Below are 23,885 nucleotides of genomic sequence, written 5' to 3'. Positions count from 1 at the left end.
CCATGGCCATTCATGTTTCATCACATGAGAGAGGATTCAGCCTGCTGGAGGTGATGATCACCGCAGTAATCCTGTCGTTGGGGCTGCTTGGTCTGGTTGCTTTGCAAACCCATTCCAAATTTGCCAGTTATGAAGCTCGTCAGCGCACGATTGCCAGCTGGCTGGCTAACGATATGGTCGAGCGGGTGCGGATCAACAGGGACAGCTGGAGTGAAGAAAGCTCTGCAGCGGTAGGTCTTGCCTCTAATTTAACTCGACCGACTTGCGCATCGGAAGATGGCACTATCAGTAATTGCAGTGCTGCAGATTTACGTAATGCCGACCTTCACTACTGGCAACAAGCCTTGCTTGGGGCCAGTGTGTCGGGGGCTGCATCTTCCTTGAATTCACCGATAGGTTGCGTGGTGCGGCGGGCCAATAATGTATTGGCTGTCGGGATATTCTGGGCTGGCAAGCAAGAGATATCTGATGGGGGGGCTGCTGCCGCCGCAGCAACGCTGATCAATGAGTGTCAACTCTCGACAGCAAATAATCTTTCGAGGCGCCAGTTTATTCTGACGACGACTTTATGAATTCTCGCGGTTTCACGCTGGTAGAGTGGCTAGTCGCTATGCTGCTCGGTCTATTTTTGTTGGCGGGGGTATTCACAGTTTTTGTGATGTCTCGCTCCAGCTCTGAAGATGCCTTTGATCAAAGTGAATTACAGGAAAATGGTCGATTGGCCATTCGGTTGATCAGCCAGGATATCAAATGGGCTGGCTTTTTTGGAGCTTATACCGGCCAGCCTGTACAGATTGGCCCTTCTTTAAGAAATGACATTGTAATTGATGACGATGATGACTGCTTGGATGAACGTGACGTTGGCAGCTTACCATCAAATAAAGCGCCCATCAGGGGACTATGGGTGAGTCGGGTCTCGGCCACCAAATCGCTAGAGGGACTCACCTGTATTAAAGAGGCTGACCGAGTAGCTAATTCGGACGTGATCAGTATAAAGCGGCTGGTTGGGCGACCTATTCCTGAGACCGAAAATTTGGATGAAAATCGTTTTTATATGGCGACCAATAGCCAAGAGGCGAGAGTTATTCGCGGTATTAAGGGGAGCAATACCAGACCGATCTTTGGGGCCAATAATGAAAGTCAGCTTTGGGAATATCAGCACTATATCTATTACCTGTCACAAGATAATGGTATTCCGGTTCTGCGCAAACGTTACTTGACGGCTAATAGTGGCTCTTTCGAGATTGGAGGCGCTATGGCTGAAGGGGTAGAGAATATGGTGCTGATGTTCGGTGTCGATGACTCTGTTATCCCTGATGGGCGGATCGACAGATATCTCTCAGCAGACCAGATGACCACCCAGCTCTGGAATGAAGGTCGGGTATTGGGGGTGCGGTTATTTTTATTAATTAGAGCGGCGAAAGAGTCTGCACGTTACAAAAATAATAACACCTATCAACTTGGCAATCTGCCCCCGATAAAAGGCAATGGCGATGGCTATCGCCGCCTATTGCTGGAAAGCAGCATCGCATTGCGTAACCCGCAAATTGTTACTCGGAGTGGCACATGAGATCGTTTCAACAACAGCAAGGGATTGCACTGATAGTCGCACTGGTTATTCTGGTTCCTTTGACTCTGATTGCGGTAGTTGTCATGCAATCCAGTGGTATGAGTCTGAAGATGGCGGGTTCCAGTGCCAGTTTGCAACGGGCAGAGCACGAAGTTGAAGGTACTCTGGAGTCTGCATTGAGCGATACTTCTCTCTCAACACAAATTGCTACACAGGCAATTGGGGTTTCAGCTGCAATAGGCACGACTACTCCATCGACGACCCTGACAGTCAATACAGAGAGTGTATGTAAACGTAAATTTGAAGCCAGTAGCCAGAATGTAACGCCAGCTTGTCGTTATGCTGAAGCCACCACATCCAGTGCTTATGGCAAGGTGAATAGCCAAATGACCTTTACTGCCGGGGTAGAACAGCCCCTGCTCAGTGCCAATTAGGGGGCGTGTGATGAACATAAGGAACTGTTTACTGACAAGCTTGCTGGTGTTGTGTAGTGGAATATCCAGCACATCTATGGCTGTGGGCACTGGTTATTCAGATGATACCGAGTTGTTTATTTATGACTTTGCCAAGGCGGGGGATTTTCGGCCAAAGGTGCTCTTTATATTCGATACTTCAGGCAGTATGGGCGAAAAAACTTTGCTAGGAAAGGAAGAGTATGACCCTGAATTTTCCTATCCCAAGTTGGCGAAAAATGATGATGGCAGTAATAGTTTTTTGTACTATTCAACGGGCGGAACGCCTCCGCAAAAACTAGACAGTAACAATAGCAGACGATTCGCAACGAATAAAAATGCTTGTGCCACATCTCGGGAACCTCTTAACCAAATTGGACTGTTTTCATCTATCTATTGGAATTATGAGGTGTCTGGCAAGAAAGGGGAGTGGAAGCCATTAAAAAACTATGCGTCCAATACAACCAATATAGTGGATTGCCAACAGGATATTTCAGCAAAAAACAATGATAATAGCGGTTTTACCGGGTCATATAAGTCTATCTCTGGAACAACTAAGGGTTACCCAGTAAATAGATATAATAATACTGGCGTTAATATTCCATGGGATGATAGTGCTACACCTGTCGCCCCGAATACGGGGGGGGCAGAAGTGCTGACCATATATACCGCCAACTATTTGCGTTGGTACTATGCCCCTTCCGCTATTCCCGCATCGAGACTAAGTGTAGCCAAACAGGCGCTGAGGGAGTTGGTTCGCTCTACGCCAGCGGTAGATTTTGGCCTTGCAGTGTTTAACCAAAATGATGGTGACGGCAGCACCAATAAAAATGGTGGTCGTATTATTAGGCACATAATGGGTAATGACGCTATCTTGGCTGGCGGCAAAACAGGCGAACAGGATCTTATTGACAAGTCAAATAGCCTTACGGCGGAGGGATGGACGCCTTTGTGCGAAACCTTGTATGAGGCATACCGTTATTTTGGTGGCGCGGGTGTTGATTTTGGGAATGATGATTCTAATCGAAATCCAAAACGTGATCCAAATTCAGAGTCGCCAGCAGGTATTTATAAATCCCCCTATGATAAGTGTTCCAGTAATGGTTATATCATATACATGACTGATGGTGCTCCAACAAATGATAAAGCTGCTGATGAGTTGGTGAAAAAGTTACTTGAAGATAAGAATTTTTTGCCAGCAAATATTAAAGATAAAGACCCAGTCCCTTATGGAACAGGAAAAGAAACAAGCTACCTTGCTGCACTTGCTAGTTATATGAAAAATAGTGATGTCAATAAATCTGCAGATGGCAAGCAAACAGTCACAACATTCACCGTTGGCTTTGGAGATGAAGCGATTAAAGGTGCTGGGGAGTTGCTGGCAAAAACTGCCAGTCGTGGTGGCGGTAAATATTATCCCGCCACCGATGCAACTCAGCTTAATGAGGCGTTAAAGTCATCATTGCTGGCCATCTTGAAGATGAATACCTCGCTGGTCTCTCCCGCGATTGCCACTAATAACTTTGACCGTACTCGCAGTCTGAATAATATTTATTACGCAATGTTTGAGCCTGGTTCTGGTCCACGATGGAAGGGCAATCTTAAAAAGCTGGTTCTGAATCCAGATAAGGGTTATGTAGTCGATCAGAGTGGCTTACCTGCGATATCCAGTGATGGAACAATTCTTGAGTCAGCAAGAACCTATTGGTCATCCACCAGTGATGGTAACAAGGTTGCCGAGGGGGGCGTACAAGAGATGCTGGCAGCTAAAACCAATCGCAATCTTTATATTATTCCCCCTTCCACTAATACATTAACCCCCTTTAGCAAGTCTGCTCTTGAGGGTATGGCAGGCGGGGCGACGCAGCTACGCACTGTCATGAAACTTGATAGTGCTGATAGCATGGATGACCTGCTTAATTGGACCAAGGGGATTGATGCGTTTGATGAGAATCAGGATGGTGATAAAACAGATAATCGGGAGCATATTCTTGGTGACCCTCTGCATTCACGGCCATTAGTGATCAACTACGGTTGTACAAAATCGACAGGACAGACTACATGTACACCTGACTTGCGCATTGTGATGGGAAGTAATGCCGGCTTCTTGCATATGTTTAAAGACAGCGGCACCACGATTGATGAAAGCTGGGCCGTTATGCCCTATCAATTTATCGCCAATCAGAAAGCCTTGCAGGAAAATCTTGAATCATCAGTGCATCTCTATGGTGTGGATGCATCGCCCACTGTGTTGGTCAATGAGCAAGTCAAAGATGGTCATATCCAGTCGTCACAAGGTGACAAGGTTTGGTTATTTACCGGGTTGCGTGGCGGTGGCAAGGCATATTATGCCTTAAATATATCAAATCCGGATTCCCCTTCGCTAATGTGGAAGTTGGATAAAAATAGTTCCGGTTTCGGAAAACTGGGCGAGACTTGGTCTATTCCAGAAGTGGCATTTATTCCTGGCCATCATATAACTGATGCTAGTGGAAAAATGATATACAAGCCGGTTTTGATTTTCTCGGGTGGCTACGCTCAGGCAAAAAGCTCCTTGGGGCAGGGGACTGAGGATAGTGAAGGATTAGGGGTTTATATTGTTGATGCTGAGACGGGCTCTCTATTGTTCAGCTTTACTCCTGATGCTGATGAAAATAATGTAAATCACAAGCAAGTGGCGGCCATGGTTTATAGCATGCCAGGCTCTGTCTCCGTGTTGGATAGCGATGGGGATGGTATTTCAGACCGGATCTATGCCGGTGATACCGGTGGTCAGATCTGGCGTATCGATATGAAGGGGACAAAGAAGTCCGAGTGGACGGCCATCAAGTTTGCCAGTTTGGGTAATGCCCATTTAAGTGGAGATGATAAGAAGCTGGTAGACGACCGTCGCTTCTTTACTCAGCCGGTATTGGTGCGAACTCTGAATAAAGGGTGGTCGTGGAATAGTCAAAATAGTGAATACAATTATGGTGAGCGCCCGTTTGATGCGGTATTGATTGGATCTGGTGATCGTAACCGTCCCTCCTCGGAGGCAACCACCAAAAATGTCTATGTGATGCTACGTGACTACCATGTCAATCCGACCTTGTTTGGGGCAACATCTGAACCAGACGTACCATCAAGTATCACGTTGGACGACCTCTACGATGTGACCAGCGATCCTTTTACGGGTTTGAATGAAGAGCAGATTGTAAACACCACCAAGGCGTTGACCAGCAAGCTAGGATGGAAATTCTGGCTCAATGAAAGCGGCGAAAAATCCATGGGGGCTGGTTTGGTTCTGCAAGGCAAGCTCTATTTCACCTCCTTCTTGCCCCAGGTTCAGAACTTCCAGCAGTGTACGATCCAATCCATCGGTGCAATGCGCCAATATATGATTGATATGCACTATGGCACTTCTTTCAAATATGTACTGGATAGCAACAATCAGGAAGTTATTCAGCGTTACGTAGAGGTGCAAAATAAGGTTGCTGATGATCTGGTTATTCATGGTGGGGATGATGGCCGGATCAGGATTATAGGTGGTGCTCCGGGCAAGGAGGTCATCCTCAAAGATGATGGGAAGGGAGAGCCTGAGCGCTGTACTGATGAAGGTGAGTGCTCACAAGGTGCGGAGGAGGCAAAAATGGATATGTCTCCCAAGAAAATTTATCTCTATGAAGGAGAACAGGGATGAAACGCATGCTGCTCTGGTGTTTGGGCTTACCCTTGTTGGTTCAGGCTCAAACGGAAGACATAAAATGTTATGTCACTCTGGAAGGTGGCGTGCAGATGGTGTTGCAGCAACCGGTAACTGATACGAGCAAGGCAAATCTGGTCAGGGTGTTTAAACAGAAAGGTTATGAGATTGATGGGGTGGTGCATCTTGTCACAGAGGTAATCGAGTGCGTTCCTTTGGCGGCCACCTTTTCGCTGGCTGATGCAAAGAAACAAGATGAAATCCAACCCAGATAACGTTGGTTATTGAGTAGGGTAAAGGGGCTAAGAACAATTCAGCCCCTTTTTTTCGCTTCTGCTTCTGCCGGATGGGGAAACGATGATATCGACTCGAGGTGCTTGGTCGATACAAAACCGGAGTGTCATGTTGGTGCCAATCGCAGTGCCATCTGGACTAAATCGCACAAATTGTCGATTGGCCGTCACGGTATGTTTTTCAAGAAAGGGTTCTGTTGCTGATAACAAGATATCGCCACTTGCAATATCGAATTGGCGATCCTGATTGGTGTCGATAAAGACAAGCATGCGCTGGGCGCCGGTTTGATTTGCGAGTACACAGCCTTCTTTTGTGGAGTTTCTGACAGGCATGGCAAGACATGCTGTGACGGGTTGCTGCTGTGTGATGGCTTGCCGTTGGCCGAAGATCAGGTGGTCCTGCAAGTTTCTTGTGTAGATGTCGCTGTCGGTAGATGTCAGCAGATTTGCCAATGACGGCAGTCCCAAGGTCAGCAGGATGGTTGTCAGGCTTGCAGATATTAAAAACTCAAGCAGGGTAAATCCATTTCGTGCCATAGCGTATGAGTCCCTATTCAAAGGAGACTCTAAGCATAGCTATTGGATTGAAATGGATCCTTTTGTGCTCGTGTGTGTTTCGCTGTAGTTAATGCTGGTCATGGACATACAGCACCACTTGCTTGGCTATGGGCACGCCCGGCAGGCATAACTTCAATCTGAACGCCCTTTTCGCCGCTTACACAGAGTGAAAAGATGACCTCGCTGTCAGACGTAATGGTGCCATCTGGGGTGAAGCGCAGCGCCTGTGCATCTGCAGAAATGGCCAGTTCTGCAGGAAACTCGGGACTTGCCGTCAGAGTTGTTTCGCTGCCATTGAGCTTCTGATCGCTATTAGTATCGATAAAAGCGATCTGCCGGGTCGCTCCATTTTGATTGGCACTAATGCACTCTTCTACAGAATTATTGATAGTGGTCAGGCAGAGAGTAACCGTTTGCTGGTTAGAGATAGCCTGTTGTCTGGCATAGTTTAAGTGGTTTAGAAGGCTTTTTTCTTGGGTCGCCAAATTATTACTGCCAAGCAGGTTAGAGAGGGAAGGAATACCAATCCCCAACAGAATGACGCCTAGCGCAATGGCTATCATCAACTCCATCAGGGTAAATCCGGCGTTTTTCATATCTGCGAAGGCCTGTCGTTCCGTGACTATCTACAGCTTATCCTTCCCGCTGGTTGCTGTCACACGGTTACGCCTGTCTTGAACTGGCAGATTGCCCCCCTTTTCTTTATCATTCCCCATCATTTTCGAATTCAAGATGCATCGCCATGGCAAAAGCCCTCTCTCTGATGCTTGCCCAGTTGAATCTGACGGTAGGCGCCATCGAAGATAACACTGACAAAGTGCTCGCTGCGGCGGCTCAGGCCGAACAGCAAGGTGCCGATCTGCTGGTCTGTTCCGAGCTGGCCCTGACCGGTTATCCACCGGAAGATCTGCTGCTGCGCGCCGATCTGATGATGCGGGTCGAAGCCGCGTTGGCTCGTGTTGCCGAATGGCAGGGCAACTGCGCCATTTTGGTCGGGCATCCCTGGCGTGAAGGGGAGTCACTCTATAACGCCGCCTCCCTCTATGAGCAGGGCAAGCTGATTGCTCGTTACTTCAAGCAGGACTTGCCCAACTACGGTGTGTTTGATGAGAAGCGCTACTTCACCGCGGCGACCAAGACCTGCGTGGTGCCGTTCCGTGGTCACCAGCTGGGCCTACTCATCTGCGAAGATTTGTGGCAGCCAGGTCCGGCGCTGGCCGCCAAGGCGGCGGGGGCCGAGCTGCTGCTCACCATCAACGCCTCGCCCTATGATCAGGAAAAACCCTGGATCCGCCGCGAGCTGATGGCCGAACGCTGCGATCAGACCGGTCTGCCGCTGGTCTACCTCAATCAGGTGTGCGGTCAGGATGAGCTGATTTTCGACGGCTGCTCCAAGGTGTTCAGCAGCCAGGGCGAGTTGACCCACAAGCTCGCCCCGTTTGCCGAAGAGCTGGCGCTGGTGCGCTTTGCCGATGGTCAGCCGGTGAAGGAGCGGGAACCCACTGCGCCGCTGGAGCCGTTGGCCGAGACCTATCAGGCGCTGGTGCTGGCAGTGCGCGACTATGTCACCAAGAACGGTTTCCATGGGGCTGTGCTGGGCCTGTCCGGCGGCATCGACTCGGCGCTGACGCTGGCCATCGCGGCCGATGCCATCGGTGCCGACAAGGTGCAGGCGGTGATGATGCCGTTCCGCTATACCGCCCAGATGAGCGTGGAGGATGCCAAGGAGCAGGCCGAGCGGATGGGGGTTGAGTTCAACATCATCTCCATCGAGCCGATGTTCGAAGGGTTTATGGCCCAGCTGGCGCCGCTGTTTGAAGGTACCGCCCGCGATACCACCGAAGAGAACCTGCAGGCCCGCTGCCGCGGCGTGCTGCTGATGGCGCTCTCTAACAAGCGTCGTCGTATCGTGCTGACCACCGGTAACAAGAGCGAGATGGCGGTCGGCTATGCCACGCTGTACGGTGACATGGCCGGTGGCTTCGACGTGCTGAAAGATGTGCCCAAAACGCTGGTCTTCAAGCTGTGCGAATATCGCAACTCAGTTGACTATGTGATCCCGCAGCGGGTTATCGACCGCCCCCCTTCGGCAGAATTGGCGCCGGATCAGGTGGATCAGGACAGTCTGCCCCCGTACGACATCTTGGATGCCATCCTCAAGCGTTACGTGGAAGAGGATGCCTCGGTCGCCGACATGGTGGCAGAAGGCTTCGAGGAAGCGGTGGTGCGCAAGGTGATTCGGCTGGTGGATCTCAACGAATACAAGCGCCGTCAGGCGGCGGTCGGGCCCCGCATTACGGCTCGCAACTTTGGTAAGGATCGCCGTTACCCCATTACATCCGGGTTCGGCAAACAGAACTGGTAAGGAGTCACCATGAAGAAGATTGAAGCCATCATCAAACCGTTCAAGCTGGACGATGTGCGCGAGGCCCTGGCCGAGATCGGCATCAACGGCATGACCGTATCCGAAGTCAAAGGCTTCGGCCGCCAGAAGGGCCATACCGAGCTCTATCGCGGCGCCGAATATATGGTCGACTTCCTGCCGAAAGTGAAGGTGGAGCTGGTGGTGCAGGACGAGGATCTCGATGCCTGTCTGGAAGCGATCCAGAATACCGCTCGCACCGGCAAGATTGGTGATGGCAAAATCTTCGTCTGCGAGGTGGAGCGTGTCATTCGTATCCGTACCGGCGAAGAGAACGAAGACGCGATCTGATGAGATTGCCGTGCCTCGTGATGAGCCAACGAATGGAGACTCGATCCCGCTGATGTCCTGGATGCGTCTCGTTGCGGTGGCCGGCCTGCTGGCCGGTCTGACCGCCTGCAGTACCCGGCCGCCGGCCCAGCCGGAGAATCTGTGCCAGATCTTTCGCGAGAAGCCGGAGTGGCACAAGGCCGCGCTCAAGATGAACGAGAAGTGGGGGACGCCAATTCATGTGGTGATGGCCATGATGTATCAGGAGTCCTCTTACGTACATGATGCCCAGCCGCCGATGCAGTATTTCCTCTTCATCCCGACCGGGCGTGCCAGTTCGGCTTATGGTTATGCTCAGGTCAAAGATGAAACCTGGGCCGATTACCAGCGAGAAACCGGCAACAGCTGGAGTGACCGCGATGATTTTGCCGACGCCATCGATTTTATGGGTTGGTACACTAACAAAGCCCAGCGGCTAAATGGCACCTCCAAGTGGGATGCCTATGGCCAGTACCTCAACTATCACGAAGGGTGGGGTGGCTACCGGCGTGGCAGCTATCGCAGCAAGGGGTGGTTGATGAAGACCTCTCGCAAGGTAGAGGCTCGCGCCCAGCGCTACGGCGCCCAGTACCGTCAATGCAAGGATCAGCTCTCCCGTGGGGGCTGGTTCTGGTAACCAAATCAGGAGTCAGAAATGCCGTTATTGGACAGTTTTACCGTTGACCACACCCGTATGGAAGCGCCAGCGGTGCGTGTGGCCAAGACCATGCAGACCCCGAACAAGGACACTATTACCGTGTTCGACCTGCGTTTCTGCGTACCGAATCAGGAGATCCTCTCCGAGCGCGGTATCCATACGCTGGAGCACCTGTTCGCCGGTTTTATGCGTGATCACCTGAACGGCAATGGCGTGGAGATCATCGACATCTCCCCTATGGGTTGCCGTACCGGCTTCTACATGAGCCTGATCGGCGCGCCGGACGAAGCCCGTGTTGGCGCAGCCTGGCAGGCAGCCATGAGCGACGTGCTGACCGTGCAGGAGCAGGCCAAGATCCCCGAGCTGAACGAGTATCAGTGCGGCACCTACAGCATGCACTCGCTGGAAGAGGCGCACGCCATCGCCCGTCATGTGCTGGAGCGCGGTATCGGCGTCAACCACAACGACGAGTTGGCCCTGCCGGAAGAGAAGCTGAAGAGTCTGTGAGGCTGATGAGCTGTCGCTCATCGGATAACCTCTTCAGGAAATGTTAAAAGAGCCGGTCAGCCATGTTGACCGGCTCTTTTTTATCTCGCCCGACCGCCATAGTGGGGATGGCTTGCTCACCTTGCCGACTCTGATTAGGATGGTTTTTGAACCGAATCCGTTGGCGGAGGTGTGACGATGAAAGGGATATTGCTGCGTTGGCTGGCCCGTTACGACGCGTGGTGCGAGGAGTGGGGGCTCACCCAGGAGAACCGGCGCTGCTGCACGCCGGTTCGTTATGATGATGATTCAACCAAAAAGCGAGCTTGCGCAGAAGAGGCTGAGCTCAATCAAAATTGCGGGTCACGGCACCGGTAACGCTGTTGTACTCGAAGCCGAGGCCGTTTCGATAATCCGGGTTGGTCTGGAAGCGGTTGATTGAGTCGCGCAGGATATAGCGGCAGTTGAAGTGTTTCTCGTTGCCTTCATCCTCATCTTGATGGCCTGAACCGACTTGTGTGGATAGATAATCAAACCCTTCTGGGATATTCACAGCGTTGGGAGTTATGGGGGTGACCGTTTGGTCTCCATCAAGCAGGTCATTGAATAGCAATTCACAGTCATCATCATTGTTGACCGATATATGGTTACCTGAGCCCGGCTGATATGGTTTATCGCTTCCCGCACTCCCTTGGTCTTCCTTCGAGCCCGTTGGCCAACCATATCGATTGATATCCACATCGCCTTTACCAAAGCTGCTCAGGTTGTAGAGCGCGATCGCTTGCCCCTGTACTTTCACTGCCCAGCCAGCATGAGCCAGCTGAACTGCACTGGCAAAGCTGCCTGCGGTCGCCGAGACCGTGCTTTTCAGGGCATCATCCTTGATATTGATAAAGCGGGGCAGGGCGGTGACGGCCAGGATCCCCAGCACTATGATCACCAACACCAGTTCAATCAGGGTAAAGCCGTTGTTTCTGTTGTTCATCATGTTCAATGACCCATTAAATACCGCAAACAGGTGTGAGTGATATGCAGCTGATAGATACCCATTGCCATCTCGACTTTCCGGTGTTTGACCAGGACAGGGAGGCGCTGCTGGCCCGTTGTCGGGCATTAGGGGTGACGGAGTATATCATTCCTGCCATCGCTGAGGATAACTGGACTCGTGTGATGGCACTGGCAGAGCAACATGACGGCCTCTTTTATGGTCTGGGCGTTCATCCCTGGTATGCCGGTGAGCAGCGGGAGGGGGTGATGGAGCGGCTGCGAACGCTGGTAATGAGCCAGCCTGCCGGGCTGGTGGCCATAGGCGAGAGTGGGCTGGACCTCCGTTCTCACGTGCCGCAAGAGGGGCAGTTTGCGCTGTTTGAGGCTCAGATCCGGCTGGCTGCAGATGCCGGGCTCCCCCTGATGATCCACTCGGTGCGTGCCAATGACACTGTGGCCAAGCTGTTGCGCCGCTTCAAGCCGCCTCGTGGCGGGGTGATCCATGCTTTCAGCGGTTCGTTGCAGCAGGCGGAGGCCTTCTGGCAACTGGGCTTTCGACTCGGGGTGGGCGGGGTGATCAGTTTTGAACGGGCGAACAAGACGCGAGAGGTATTTCGGGCCATGCCGCTCGAGGCTCTGGTGCTGGAAACCGATTCGCCCGATATGCCCTTACAAGGTGAGCAAGGCACCCGGAATACCCCGGAAGCGCTGCCGAAAATAGCGGAAATATTGATGACATTGCGGGATGAAGCATCGGCAGATGTTGCCAAGGTGTTATTTGAAACTGCCCGGCATATTTTCCATCACGACCAATTGCTATGAAACAATTTCGCAACACCTGATTTAGTTGTCAGGAAAAAAAATGAGCGTAAAAATCGTTTGCTGTCTAATTTTGTGACACTTGGACATTTTGATAACGATAAAATGTGACCAGCATTCTATTTTATCGGACTTTAATTAGTATAATGCGCTCCCCTTGATTAGTTGGGTTTAATAACAACTCACTAACAAGTCAGGTGCTACTAGAGGAAGATAATAATGAATTTTTTCATGGGTCTGGTAGGGATGGCGACGCTCGTCCTTATCGCGGTGCTGTTCTCCAGCAATCGCAAGGCAATCAACGTGCGTACCGTTGTCGGTGCGTTCGCTATTCAAGCCGGTCTGGGGGCGTTTGTTCTCTATGTTCCGGTTGGTCGCGATATCCTGGTCGGCGTGTCCGATGCGGTATCCAGCGTGATCAGCTACGGCCAGAACGGGATCGACTTCCTGTTTGGCGGTCTGGTCAGCAACAAGATGTTTGAAGTGTTCGGTGGCGGCGGCTTTGTCTTTGCCTTCCGTGTTCTGCCGGTCATCATCTTCTTCTCTTCCCTGATTGCAGTGCTCTACTACCTGGGCATCATGCAGATGGTCATCAAGTTGCTGGGCGGCGGTCTGCAGAAAGTACTGGGTACTTCCCGCACCGAATCCCTCTCTGCAACTGCCAACATCTTCGTCGGTCAGACCGAAGCGCCACTGGTGGTTCGTCCTTACATCGCCAAGATGACTGACTCCGAGCTGTTCGCCGTCATGTGTGGTGGTCTGGCTTCCGTTGCCGGTTCCGTACTGGCCGGTTACGCCTCCATGGGCGTGAAGATGGAGTACCTGATTGCTGCCTCCTTCATGGCTGCACCGGGTGGTCTGCTGTTCGCCAAGCTGCTGGTTCCCGAGACCGAGACCCCGAACTACGACGAAAGCTCTGCCGATGCCGAGCTGGATGACAAGCCTGCCAACGTCATTGACGCTGCTGCAGCTGGCGCTTCTGCCGGTATGCAACTGGCCCTGAACGTCGGCGCCATGCTGCTGGCCTTCATCGGTCTGATCGCCATGATCAACGGCATCTTCTCCGGTGTGGGTGGCTGGTTCGGTTATCCGCAACTCTCTCTGGAGCTGCTGCTGGGCTGGATCTTCTCCCCGCTGGCCTTCCTGATCGGTGTGCCTTGGAATGAAGCCGTGGTTGCCGGTTCCTTCATCGGTCAGAAGCTGGTAGTGAACGAGTTCGTGGCTTACCTGAACTTCGCTCCGTACCTGAAAGACGAAGTGCTGATCAACGGTGTGGCCATGTCCGATCACACCAAAGCGATCATCTCCTTCGCGCTGTGTGGTTTTGCCAACCTCTCCTCTGTTGCCATCCTGCTGGGTGGTCTGGGGTCCATGGCGCCGAACCGCCGCGGCACCATTGCACGCTTTGGTCTGAAAGCCGTACTGGCTGGCTCTCTGTCCAACCTGATGTCTGCCACTATCGCAGGCTTCTTCCTGGCACTGTCCGGCATGTAATCGCCGCCTGACTGACAGGGTATAAACACGAACGCCACGGCATCTGCCGTGGCGTTCGCGTATGGAGCGGTGACAACCGTTTTCCTATCTAAACTAATAATAAAATGAGTCAAATCGGAGGTTATATGAATGAAGTGCTACTGGCGATGGTGGCCGGCTTTATAGTTGGTTTGTTGTTTTCTTTCCTCAAATTGCCGATCCCGGCGCCTCCCGTTTTGTCCGGGGTAATGGGGATCGTCGGGGTCTATCTGGGGGGATTGGCCTACTCATGGATCCTGACCCGTTTCTTTTCGTAAGGCTTTTTTAGACCTGGATTTGCCAGATGTGAGGTACCTCTGAAATTGGCAAATCCGGCTTGCAAACAGGGGGTATCTCGGCTGAAATAGGCGTTGCCAGCAGGGTGCTGGCAATGACTAATACTCGATGAAATCGGGTGTTGGCGGTCAAATGGAATTGATTGGGAAGTCGGGTCAGATGTTGTCGGCCTTTCTCAAGTCTTCATGGAACCAAGTCCGCACTTTTGTAAGAAAGTGACAGGGCTCTTGCCTTATTTACAGTCGCAGTGCCTGCAGGGTGTTTTGAATAGCATCCCGATAGTGCCGGTGCCTTCGCACTGTAATTCCATTCCCGTATAGCTGGGGATACTGCCTGTGCATCCATCGCTGGATGGTCTGGTGGTGCCCGGTTATCTGGATTAAATCGAGACTTTGGAGAACAGAATGACTGATCTGAAAGTGGCCGCTCAGCGCGCCCTGAACCTGATGGACCTGACCACCCTGAACGATGACGACACCGATCAGAAGGTGATCGACCTGTGCCATAAGGCCAAGTCACCGGCTGGCCTGACCGCCGCCGTCTGCATCTACCCCCGTTTTATCCCTATCGCTCGCAAAACCCTGCGTGAGATCGGCGCAGCCGACGTACGCATTGCGACCGTGACCAACTTCCCCCACGGCAACGACGACATCGAGATCGCCGTGGCCGAGACCCGTGCCGCTGTCGCCTACGGTGCTGACGAAGTGGACGTGGTGTTCCCGTACCGCGCCTTCATGGCTGGTAATGAACAGATCGGTTTTGATCTGGTCAAAGCCTGTAAAGAGGCCTGCGGTGCCAACGTGCTGCTGAAAGTGATCATCGAAACCGGCGAGCTGAAAGAAGAGGCGCTGATCCGTCGCGCTTCAGAAATCTGTATCGATGCCGGTGCCGACTTCATCAAGACCTCCACCGGCAAGGTGCCGGTCAATGCGACCCCAGAAGCGGCACGCATCATGATGGAAGTGATCAAGGCCAAGAATTCGAAAGTCGGCTTCAAGCCTGCTGGAGGCGTGAAAGATGCCGCCGTTGCCGGTCAGTACCTGGCCATGGCCGAAGAGATCCTCGGCAACGACTGGGTGTCCGCCCGTACCTTCCGCTTTGGTGCATCCAGCCTGCTGGCCAGTCTGCTGGCCACTCTGGGGCATGGCGACAAGCCAGCCAACACCAGCGGTTACTAATAGGTTGATGAGAGGGCGGACTGCTGTCCGCCCTGTTAGCCCCCACCATGCGGTGTGCGGGCAAGGATTCAGGCTTGTGTAACGCCAGCAATGGCGGAGGGAATGAAAGATGTTTTTGCCTCAAGAAATTATTCGCAAGAAGCGCAACGGTGAAGCGCTCAGTACCCAAGAAATTCAATTCTTCGTTCAGGGCATTACCAACAATACCATCGGTGAGGGGCAGATTGCCGCGCTGGCGATGGCGGTCTACTTCAAAGACATGACCATGGATGAGCGGGTTGCCCTGACCTGCGCCATGCGCGACTCCGGCATGGTGCTGACCTGGGATCACCTCAATCTGGGTGGCCCGATTGTCGACAAGCACTCCACCGGCGGGGTGGGGGACGTTGTCTCCCTGATGCTTGGCCCGATGGTCGCTGCGTGCGGCGGTTTCGTGCCGATGATCTCCGGCCGTGGCCTGGGCCACACCGGTGGTACCCTCGACAAGCTGGACGCCATTCCCGGCTACCAGACCTCGGTCGACAACGATCGTTTCCTGAAAGTGGTGAAAGAGGCGGGTGTCGCCATCATCGGCCAGACCGGCGATCTCGCCCCCGCTGACAAGCGTATCTATGCAGTACGGGACATCACCGCCACCGTCGAATCTGTCGCGATGATCACCGGCTCCATCCTCTCCAAGAAGCTCGCCTCCGGGCTGGAAGCACTGGTGATGGATGTGAAAGTGGGCTCCGGCGCCTTTATGCCGACTTTTGAAGCCTCCGAAGAGCTGGCCAAGAGCATTGTGGCCGTGGCCAACGGTGCCGGCTGCCGCACCTCTGCGCTCTTGACCGATATGAACCAGGTGCTGGCCTCCAGCGCCGGTAACGCGGTGGAAGTACGTGAAGCGGTGCGTTACCTGACCGGTGAATACCGCAACCCGCGCATCCACGAAGTGACCATGGCGCTGTGTGCCGAGATGCTTATCTCTGCAGGCTTGGCCAGCGACGAGCGCGATGCCCGCGCCAAGCTGCAGGCGGTGCTGGATAACGGCAAGGCGGCCGAGATATTCGGTCGGATGGTAACAGGTCTCGGTGGCCCGGCCGATTTCATGGAGCGTTACGACGCTTACCTGCCCAAGGCAGCCATCGTACGCCCGGTTTTCGCGGCCAACAGCGGATTCGTGACCGCCATGGATACCCGCGAGCTGGGTCTGGCCGTGGTGGCGATGGGCGGTGGTCGCCGCGCTGCCGGTGACAAACTTGATTATGCGGTCGGTCTGACCGACTTTATCCGCTTGGGTCAAAACGTCGATGCTGACAAGCCGATCGCGATGATCCACGCTCAGACTGAAGAGCAATATGCTCAGGCTGCCAGCATGGTGCAGGCGGCTGTCCGGATTGGTGGCGAGCGGCCGGAAGCACTGCCTGAAGTGTACCGCCGTATCACCCTGGCCGATTTGTAACAAGGGGAAGACCCATGAAACGTACCTTTATTCTGATGATGGACTCTTTCGGTATTGGCGCTGCTGCCGATGCCGACAAGTTCGGAGATGTGGGCGCCAACACCCTTGGCCATATCGCCAAGGCGTGTGCGGCAGGTGAAATTGAAGGCCGCGGTGCCCTCAATCTGCCCAACCTCAACAAGCTGGGTCTGGGCCACGCTTGCGAGCAGGCCTCCGGCTACTTCCCGGAAGGGCTGAAGAAAGATATCGAGGTGGTCGGTGCCTACGGCTTTGCGCAGGAGCTCTCCTCCGGCAAGGATACCCCGTCCGGTCACTGGGAGATCGCCGGTGTGCCCGTACTGTTCGAGTGGGGCTACTTCAAGGATCACCACAACAGCTTCCCGCAGGAGCTGCTGGACGCCATCGTCGAGAAGGCCGGTCTGCCTGGCTATCTGGGTAACTGCCACGCTTCCGGTACCCAAGTGCTGGACGATCTGGGCGAAGAGCACATGAAGACCGGCAAGCCGATCCTCTACACCTCTGCCGACTCCGTGTTCCAGATTGCCTGCCACGAAGAGACCTACGGCCTCGAGAAGCTCTATGAGCTGTGCCACATCGTGCGCGAGCTGCTGGAGCCCTACAACATCGGCCGCGTGATTGCGCGTCCGTTCGTAGGTACTGGCAAGGGCAACTTCAAGCGCACCGGCAACCGTCACGACTACTCAGTGCTGCCGCCGGCGCCGACCGTGCTGGATTACATGAAAGATGCGGGCGGTCAGGTGGTCTCCATCGGCAAGATTGCCGACATCTATGCCCAGCAGGGCATCACCAAGCAGGTGAAAGGGACCGGTCTGACCGAGTTGTGGGATCGCACGCTGGAAGAGGTGAAAGCGGCCGGTGACAACACCATCGTCTTCACCAACTTTGTGGACTTCGACTCCTCCTACGGCCACCGCCGTGATGTTGCCGGTTATGCCGGTGCGCTGGAGTATTTCGATTCCCGCCTGCCGGAGTTGTTTGAGCTGCTGCAAGATGGCGACGTGGTGGTGCTGACCGCTGACCACGGTTGCGACCCGACCTGGGGTGGCACCGACCACACCCGCGAATACATTCCGGTGCTGTTCTTCGGCAAGCCGGTCAAGGCTGGCTCCGTCGGTCGTCGCGAGACCTTTGCCGATATCGGCCAGAGCATCGCGGCTTACCACGGCCTGCCGAAACTGGCGTACGGTACCAGCTTCCTGTAATTTACCCGCCCGCCACTTCGGCGGCGGGCAATTCATAAAACAATAAAACTCAACCTAGTGTGAAGGAATCAAGAGAATGGCAACTCCTCATATCAATGCGAAAGATGGCGCCTTTGCTGATACCGTACTGATGCCGGGCGACCCCCTGCGCGCCAAGTACATCGCTGAAACTTTCCTGGAGAACGTCGAGCAGATCTGCGACGTGCGCAACATGTTCGGCTTTACTGGTACCTACAAGGGCCGTCGTATCTCCGTGATGGGCCACGGCATGGGTATCCCGTCCTGCTCCATCTACGCCAAAGAGCTGATCACCGATTACGGTGTGAAGACCCTGATCCGCGTGGGCTCCTGTGGCGCTGTGCGTGAAGACGTGAAACTGCGTGACGTGGTGATCGGTATGGGTGCCTGCACCGATTCCAAAGTAAACCGTCTGCGCTTCAAGGATCACGACTTCGCTGCCATCGCCGACTTCGACCTGGTTGCCAATGCCGTGCAGGCCGCCAAGAACAAGGGCGTTGCCGTGCGCGTCGGTAACATCTTCTCTGCCGACCTGTTCTACACTCCGGACCCCTCCATGTTCGACGTCATGGAAAAATACGGCATCCTGGGTGTCGAGATGGAAGCCGCCGGTATCTACGGCGTGGCCGCAGAGTACGGTGCCAAGGCACTGACCATCTGCACCGTCTCCGACCATATCCGTACCGGTGAGCAGACCACCTCTGAAGAGCGTCAGCTGACCTTCAACGACATGATCGAAATCGCACTGGACTCCGTCCTGCTGGGCGACAAGTAATTCCCTTGCGAATAAGAAACGGCGGCCTTCTGGCCGCCGTTTTTGTATCTGCTCACTGGTTGTGCCATCAATTTTCCGGAGGCGGCGCGGGGGGCGTACTCTTTTTCTTGTGCTTGCGCACCCGCATGTAGTTACGGCGCACGCCGTAGGAGATGAGCACTCCGGCCAGCAGGGCGACCAGCAGCATCAGCCGCTGTTTCTCCTGCACCACCTTGAGCCGGGTGTCCTTGTCTGCCAGCATCTGCTGCTCTTCCAGGGTGATGCGCAGGAAGCCGATGGTCTGCTCGCCATCCCGGATCTCCTGCACGAACTGGATCCGCCCCTTGCCCTGCTCCGGCAGCGACTTGTTATCGCTGCCGATGGGCAGCAGGCTCTCCAGCGGCACCGCCTGCTCAGACTGGGCGAGGGGAATGCCGCGTCCGTCGTAGAGGGTGGCATCGAGGATCTCCGGCTCCGCCGCCAGATCCCGCGCCAGCCGCTCCAGCTCGCTGCTCTTCTCCTCCTTGATCCAGCGCTTCATGTCTCGGGCGGCATAGGCGACCAGCGCCTGCGCCCGGTTGCGCGCTTCGCTGTGCAGCGAGGCTTGGCTTTCACCCTGCATATGAATAAGCACACCGAGCACCCAGCATCCGAGCAGGATACCGGCACCCAGGCTGAGAACACGTTTGATGGGAAGATGACGCTGCAAGCGCGAGACCTCATGGTAACAAGGAGTGGCGGGATCTTGGCGCTTGCCTGTACAAAAAGCAATACGCTACTCTGGGCCAGCATTGTTAATCCCCTGATCACCAAGGAAGGCGTATCCCTTATGTTGTTGTCCCGGCTCCCCCCTCTGTTATCCGATTGGCCCGCGTTGTTGTCCGGCTCACCCTGTTGGCAGCTCCACGCAGATGCGTTGCAACCGACAGAGACTCCGCAGGCTGGCGGCTGGTTGGTGCTGTTTGGCAAGGGGCTGGGCGCATCCCATCTGGCGTGTCTGTCACCTTTGTTGGCTGCACAGGGGTTGGCGGCCACCCTCTATCCTCCCGCCGAGGTGGCGGGCGTGCCGTTGCTGCTGCTTGGCTGCGATCGCTTCTCTTCCGAGCTGGTGGCCGAGCTCAAGAACGGTGAGTGGGAGATCGATCTCTGCCATCTGCCCGCGCTACCGACCCTGAAGGAGCCCGGCCTGCTGGTGATGGACATGGACTCCACCGCGATCCTCATCGAGTGCATCGACGAGATTGCCCGGCTTGCCGGGGTCGGCGAGCAGGTGGCGGCAGTGACGGCCGCAGCCATGCAGGGCAAGCTGGAGTTTTCCGACAGCCTGCGCAATCGGGTGGCCCTGCTGGCAGGGGCGCCGGTCACCATTCTCGACGAGGTGGCGGCATGGATGCCCTGGATGCCGGGCTTGCAGCTGATGGTCGATACCCTCAAAGGGGCGGGTTGGAAGGTGGCCATCGCCTCCGGCGGTTTTACCCGTTTTGCTGGCCAGTTGCAGCGCGATCTGGGGCTCGATGCCATCTTCGCCAACGAGCTGGCGGTGGAGGGGGGCCAGCTGAGCGGCAAGGTGAGCGGGCGCATCGTTGATGCCAGCGTCAAGGCCAAGGTGTTGCAGCAGCTTGCTCAGGAGTACGGCATTGCTGCCGCTCAGACCGTGGCCATCGGCGATGGTGCCAACGATCTCAAAATGATGGGGATCGCGGGCCTTGGCATCGCCATTCACGCCAAGCCGCTGGTGCGGGCGCAGGCGGCGGCCACCCTCAATCATCACGATCTGGAGGGGGTGATCTGCCTGCTGGCGGCGCGGGCCTGTAGCGAGCAACGCTGGGACAAGCGCTGACAGTGTTTCAAGGAGGAAACCCATTAAAATGGAATTGTTGCAGCAGTCTCTGTTTATCCCCTGTGGTGGCCATCAATTGCATGTGCGCCACATCAAACCCCGGGTCGCCGTGCATGGAGAGCCGATCCTGATGGTGCACGGCGCCATCGAGAATGGGCGGATCTTCTATACCGAATCGGGCAAGGGGCTGGCCTGCTTTCTGGCCCGTCACGGCTATCAGGTCTATGTGGCTGATCTGCGGGGGCGGGGGCTCAGCACTCCGGCTATAGCCGAGCAGGCAGAGCACGGTCAGCATGAGCTGATCACCGAGGATCTGCCCGCCCTGCAGCGCTGGATTGCCGAGCGCCATCATGGCTTCAAGGTTCATTGGGTGGCCCACTCCTGGGGCGGTGTCATTATGGCCTCGACCCTGGTGCGCTTCCCCGAGCTGGCGGAGCAGGTGGCCAGCCTGCTGTTTTTTGGCACCAAGCGCGGCGTGTCGGTGCACAATCCCGAGCGTTGGCTGAAGGTGGATCTGATCTGGAATCGGCTGGCCCCCTGGCTGGCCCGCCGCCGTGGGTTTCTGGCTGCTCGCACTCTGAAGATCGGTGCTGACGACGAGCCGCTGCGCTATCTGCAGGAGACCATCCCCTGGGTCAAGTGCGGCCCTTGGCAGGATCCTCACGACGGTTTTGCCTATGACGAGGCGGCGGCACGGGTCAACTGGCCACCGCTCTGGATGATTTCGGCCAAAGCGGACAAGGTTCTGGGTCACCCGACCGATGTGCGCCGCTTCAGCGACGAGATGGGATCGGCCACGCGTCACACCCGATTGGGGCGGGATAACGGCAACCGCCTCGATTATGACCACATCAATATGCTGACCGCCCCGCAGGCCCAGGAGGATCACTTTCCCCAGATCCTCGACTGGCTGCTCAACCCGCAGGCGGCATGACAAAAAACAGGGCGCCTCGAGCGCCCTGTTTCATTTCTGTCTGTTCCGGATCATCAGTTCAGTGGCGGCGTGATGCCAAAGCGGAACAGGGTGGCCTGGGTGGTATCGGTCAGTTCTCCTACCCCCACCACGCTCCAGAGCTCCTCTTCCAGCTTGCGCGCCTTGTGGATGGCGAACTTGGCGATGTAGTCCAGCTCGTTGGCGATGAAGTTGGTGTCGGGCCGTCCGGTACGGGAGATGCCGACCAGCACCGAGTAGAACTCCCCCTGTTGCTGCGCCAGCTCGATGAACTGACGCTTCTCTTTGACGTTGGCAAAGCTGCTGGCTAGCCGGCTGCTGAAGATGGGCAGGCCGGCCTTGGTCTGGATGCTGGCGATATAGACCTCGTCCTCTCTCGGTTTGTCCTCCCGCTCGATGGCGCGCAGCGGGTTCATCAGCAGCTCCTTGAGCAGCTCCCCCTGAAACAGCGGATAGAGGTTCTCCTGCTCCGGCAGCTCTGCACAGGCTTGCAGCAACCGCTGCAGACTGCGCGGTTGCAGGGATTTGCCGATGGAGGCCGGTTTGGGCGCGCCTTTCAGCTTGTTGACGTAGACCGGCGAGTTGAACAGGTGGTGGGTGTAGATGTTGCGCAGTGCCCGCGCCAGCCCGCGATAGCGACGCTGCTCCTGCGCCGCCTTGAGCTTGTTCTGGTTGCTCTCGATCAGCAGGCTGAAGAACTGGCGGCCGGTATGGCGATCCGAATCTCCTTCGATGCAGAGGTGCAGCACGGTGCGGGTCATGTTGAGGCTGACCAGCCGGTAGGAGAGGCGCTGCAGATCCATGCTCTTGGAAAGCTCCTGCAAGCGGGGCAGGGCGATGGTCACCACATCGTTTTTCTCGCCGATAAAGGCATCTTCCAGCTCGATTTGCAGGCCGTGAGTCGAGATGTCGCGGGTCCAGCCGATCCAGGATTTGCCGTTGTGATGGATGGCGACCGCGGTCTTGTGGATGTAGCGCGACTCCTTACGAAGCTGAACATAGTGCAGGGTCTCGATCTCGAACGGGGCAACCCCCTGCTCGTGACCAAAGCGTTGCAGCTCGTTGGCGTTGTTGCTGACCCCTTCCTGATGGAACTCTTCCCGCTGGGACTCCAGGCCGATCTCCTGCAGCAGGCCGCAGTAGCCGATCTGCTTGAGCCGCTCGAGCAGCAAGATATCTTGCAACTGCGGGTTGTCCTGCCCCTGCAGTTGCCCCACATCCGCCTCGACCAGATCGCATGCCTCCAGCGTGAACTTGTAGACACGCCAGCTGGGCCGGCGTGAGCCCACCTGGAAGAAGAGGGCGGTGAGGCCACTCTGGCGCAGCTCCTCTGCGGTGGCGGAGAAGAAGTAGATGTGGCTGCGTACCGTGTGGGTAAAGCAGTAGATGATGGTCTCGGTGGTGGTGCCGGGGGCCGGGCAGAGCCGTTTCATCCGCTCTGCGCTGAAAAGCCCCGCGAGGGCATCGCGATTTTTTTCATCGCGCCAATACTCCAGCAGGTGCTGGTTGTTTTCCGTACGCAGGGCTATCTCGAGATTGGGGCTGTCGCCGGTGCCGAAGAAGAGCGGCATGCCGGTCATCCGCGGCAGGTAGAACTGCTCATACCCCTTGATGATGGCGGCGGAGAGCAGATAGTCGACGCTGACCCGATAGCGGATCTTGTTGGCGTCGATAAAGTCGCTGAGGAAGGCATCAAAGGCTGGCTGTTCGCCGGAGCGCACCAGTCGCAGCCAGTATTTCCCCTCTTTGCTCTCTTCGCCGAGGATCTGATAGCCGACCGGCTGGTGCAGCACCGGATTGGGGGTGTCCCGCTCCAGTCCGGTAAAGAAGACCTCCACTTGGGCGCCGGTGTGATAGCTCGGCAGATAGGGAACCGAGACCCGCATGCCACCCAGCGAGAGATCTGAACTCTTGGCGAACAGCTTCTCTCCGTCCTGAAACTTGATCAGCACCGGCGAGCTGAAGTGCATCCGCTCCTGGCGGCGGCCGTAGTAGCTGGCAAAGGCGATGGTGTTGACATCATATTGCCGGAAGGGACTGGCAGGCGGCGACAGCTGACCATCCACGCGGGCGTTGTGGTGCTGTTTTTGCCACTGTTGCAGCGCCTCGTAGACACCGAGGGTATAGATATCGCGGTAGAGATAGCACTGGGACTGGAACAGGGCAATCGCATCGGCGGGCATGAAGTGAGTGATGCCGTCGAACTCATGCACCAGGCACTCATCCTCCAGCTCATCGCGCATGTCGATGACCCTGCGGCAGGGGGAGCACTTGCGCTTGAGCTCCATCTTGATCAGAAAACGGCTGTTGCTGTTTTCCTCCTGGGTCATGCGGTTGAAGATCTCCTCGAAATCTTTCTCCCGCAGCAAGGGGACGAGTTGTTCAATCAGATGTTGCTGGTGTTCTGAATCCATTTGTTCCTGCCACGGAAAGT

Annotated in this window: 23 protein-coding genes; 18 read left to right on the top strand and 5 right to left on the bottom strand. The window is 55.3% G+C overall.

Annotation, left to right across the window (positions count from 1 at the left end; genetic code table 11):
- Nucleotides 1-2: 2 nt before the first annotated feature.
- The 5 genes from pilV to tapY2 are packed head-to-tail and all read left to right on the top strand — an operon-like array spanning nt 3 to nt 5,979.
- Nucleotides 3-572, top strand: coding sequence for a type IV pilus modification protein PilV (gene pilV / locus ACTG19_RS09835; protein WP_439965112.1), 570 nt, complete (start codon nt 3-5; stop codon nt 570-572).
- On the top strand, nt 569-1,570 hold the full coding sequence (locus tag ACTG19_RS09830) for a PilW family protein (protein WP_101530170.1): 1,002 nt from the start codon (nt 569-571) through the stop codon (nt 1,568-1,570). The genes pilV and ACTG19_RS09830 overlap by 4 nt, the downstream gene beginning before the upstream one ends.
- A complete protein-coding gene (gene tppD / locus ACTG19_RS09825; RefSeq protein ID WP_110304056.1) occupies nt 1,567-2,004 on the top strand; it encodes a type IVa pilus pseudopilin TppD in 438 nt (145 codons plus the stop codon). Before ACTG19_RS09830 ends, tppD begins: the two co-directional genes overlap by 4 nt.
- Before the next feature lie 10 nt (nt 2,005-2,014).
- Nucleotides 2,015-5,701, top strand: coding sequence for a pilus assembly protein (locus tag ACTG19_RS09820; protein ID WP_439989034.1), 3,687 nt, complete (start codon nt 2,015-2,017; stop codon nt 5,699-5,701).
- The gene (gene tapY2 / locus ACTG19_RS09815) at nt 5,698-5,979 is read left to right on the top strand and encodes a type IVa secretion system protein TapY2 (protein WP_139735220.1); all 282 of its coding nucleotides are present in this window, start codon (nt 5,698-5,700) and stop codon (nt 5,977-5,979) included. The genes ACTG19_RS09820 and tapY2 overlap by 4 nt, the downstream gene beginning before the upstream one ends.
- A 27-nt stretch (nt 5,980-6,006) precedes the next feature.
- On the opposite strand, the gene ACTG19_RS09810 is transcribed toward tapY2, so the two are convergent.
- Both ACTG19_RS09810 and ACTG19_RS09805 read right to left on the bottom strand, forming a co-directional pair.
- Nucleotides 6,007-6,534, bottom strand: a complete 528-nt coding sequence (locus tag ACTG19_RS09810; RefSeq protein ID WP_139735219.1) for a GspH/FimT family protein — start codon at nt 6,532-6,534, stop codon at nt 6,007-6,009.
- A gap of 98 nt (nt 6,535-6,632) precedes the next feature.
- Nucleotides 6,633-7,151, bottom strand: coding sequence for a GspH/FimT family pseudopilin (locus tag ACTG19_RS09805; protein ID WP_439989033.1), 519 nt, complete (start codon nt 7,149-7,151; stop codon nt 6,633-6,635).
- Between the two features lie 146 nt (nt 7,152-7,297).
- Between ACTG19_RS09805 and ACTG19_RS09800 the strand changes: the two genes are divergently transcribed.
- The 4 genes from ACTG19_RS09800 (at nt 7,298) to luxS (ending at nt 10,451) form a co-directional block, all read left to right on the top strand.
- Nucleotides 7,298-8,920, top strand: a complete 1,623-nt coding sequence (locus ACTG19_RS09800) for an NAD+ synthase (protein WP_439989032.1) — start codon at nt 7,298-7,300, stop codon at nt 8,918-8,920.
- A 9-nt stretch (nt 8,921-8,929) separates the two neighbouring features.
- Nucleotides 8,930-9,268: a nitrogen regulatory protein P-II gene (gene glnB / locus ACTG19_RS09795; protein ID WP_005308848.1), complete on the top strand. Its 339-nt coding sequence runs from the start codon at nt 8,930-8,932 to the stop codon at nt 9,266-9,268.
- 61 nt (nt 9,269-9,329) lie between these two features.
- Nucleotides 9,330-9,923, top strand: a complete 594-nt coding sequence (locus ACTG19_RS09790) for a transglycosylase SLT domain-containing protein (protein ID WP_272868849.1) — start codon at nt 9,330-9,332, stop codon at nt 9,921-9,923.
- Nucleotides 9,924-9,941: 18 nt separating this feature from the next.
- Nucleotides 9,942-10,451: an S-ribosylhomocysteine lyase gene (luxS, locus tag ACTG19_RS09785; RefSeq protein ID WP_101531102.1), complete on the top strand. Its 510-nt coding sequence runs from the start codon at nt 9,942-9,944 to the stop codon at nt 10,449-10,451.
- Between the two features lie 325 nt (nt 10,452-10,776).
- Here luxS and ACTG19_RS09780 read toward each other — a convergent pair whose 3' ends face one another.
- Entirely contained in the window at nt 10,777-11,418 is a 642-nt protein-coding gene (locus tag ACTG19_RS09780; protein ID WP_042053354.1) for a type II secretion system protein, read from the bottom strand.
- Between the two features lie 41 nt (nt 11,419-11,459).
- On the opposite strand from ACTG19_RS09780, the gene ACTG19_RS09775 reads away from it, so the two are divergent.
- The 7 genes from ACTG19_RS09775 (at nt 11,460) to deoD (ending at nt 18,680) form a co-directional block, all read left to right on the top strand.
- On the top strand, nt 11,460-12,239 hold the full coding sequence (locus ACTG19_RS09775) for a TatD family hydrolase (RefSeq protein ID WP_270656970.1): 780 nt from the start codon (nt 11,460-11,462) through the stop codon (nt 12,237-12,239).
- Between the two features lie 216 nt (nt 12,240-12,455).
- Entirely contained in the window at nt 12,456-13,730 is a 1,275-nt protein-coding gene (locus tag ACTG19_RS09770) for a NupC/NupG family nucleoside CNT transporter (RefSeq protein ID WP_439989031.1), read from the top strand.
- 125 nt (nt 13,731-13,855) lie between these two features.
- A complete protein-coding gene (locus ACTG19_RS09765) occupies nt 13,856-14,026 on the top strand; it encodes a XapX domain-containing protein (RefSeq protein WP_005340467.1) in 171 nt (56 codons plus the stop codon).
- A 423-nt stretch (nt 14,027-14,449) separates the two neighbouring features.
- A complete protein-coding gene (gene deoC / locus ACTG19_RS09760; protein WP_113740112.1) occupies nt 14,450-15,223 on the top strand; it encodes a deoxyribose-phosphate aldolase in 774 nt (257 codons plus the stop codon).
- A 109-nt stretch (nt 15,224-15,332) separates the two neighbouring features.
- Nucleotides 15,333-16,664 carry a thymidine phosphorylase gene (gene deoA / locus ACTG19_RS09755; RefSeq protein WP_111901018.1) on the top strand — a complete coding sequence of 444 codons (1,332 nt, stop codon included), beginning with the start codon at nt 15,333-15,335 and terminating at the stop codon, nt 16,662-16,664.
- A 14-nt stretch (nt 16,665-16,678) separates the two neighbouring features.
- A complete protein-coding gene (locus tag ACTG19_RS09750) occupies nt 16,679-17,887 on the top strand; it encodes a phosphopentomutase (RefSeq protein ID WP_021230981.1) in 1,209 nt (402 codons plus the stop codon).
- A 76-nt stretch (nt 17,888-17,963) separates the two neighbouring features.
- Nucleotides 17,964-18,680: a purine-nucleoside phosphorylase gene (gene deoD / locus ACTG19_RS09745; protein ID WP_005340471.1), complete on the top strand. Its 717-nt coding sequence runs from the start codon at nt 17,964-17,966 to the stop codon at nt 18,678-18,680.
- Between the two features lie 67 nt (nt 18,681-18,747).
- Here the strand turns inward: deoD and ACTG19_RS09740 are convergent, their stop codons facing one another.
- Complete coding sequence (locus tag ACTG19_RS09740) at nt 18,748-19,368, bottom strand: YtjB family periplasmic protein (protein ID WP_005348965.1); 621 nt, start codon at nt 19,366-19,368, stop codon at nt 18,748-18,750.
- Between the two features lie 120 nt (nt 19,369-19,488).
- On the opposite strand from ACTG19_RS09740, the gene serB reads away from it, so the two are divergent.
- Nucleotides 19,489-20,499 carry a phosphoserine phosphatase SerB gene (gene serB / locus ACTG19_RS09735; protein WP_113740113.1) on the top strand — a complete coding sequence of 337 codons (1,011 nt, stop codon included), beginning with the start codon at nt 19,489-19,491 and terminating at the stop codon, nt 20,497-20,499.
- 28 nt (nt 20,500-20,527) lie between these two features.
- Nucleotides 20,528-21,433, top strand: a complete 906-nt coding sequence (locus tag ACTG19_RS09730) for an alpha/beta hydrolase family protein (protein WP_110304068.1) — start codon at nt 20,528-20,530, stop codon at nt 21,431-21,433.
- A 53-nt stretch (nt 21,434-21,486) separates the two neighbouring features.
- Here the strand turns inward: ACTG19_RS09730 and ACTG19_RS09725 are convergent, their stop codons facing one another.
- On the bottom strand, nt 21,487-23,865 hold the full coding sequence (locus ACTG19_RS09725) for a PilZ domain-containing protein (protein ID WP_064337329.1): 2,379 nt from the start codon (nt 23,863-23,865) through the stop codon (nt 21,487-21,489).
- Between the last annotated feature and the right edge of the window lie 20 nt (nt 23,866-23,885).

The sequence above is a fragment of the Aeromonas sp. 3P genome, from assembly GCF_051919745.1.
In the GTDB taxonomy this organism is placed as follows: Bacteria; Pseudomonadota; Gammaproteobacteria; order Enterobacterales; family Aeromonadaceae; genus Aeromonas; species Aeromonas veronii.
Note: the sequence above shows the minus strand (reverse complement) of the source record. Positions and strands in the feature narration are given on the sequence as shown.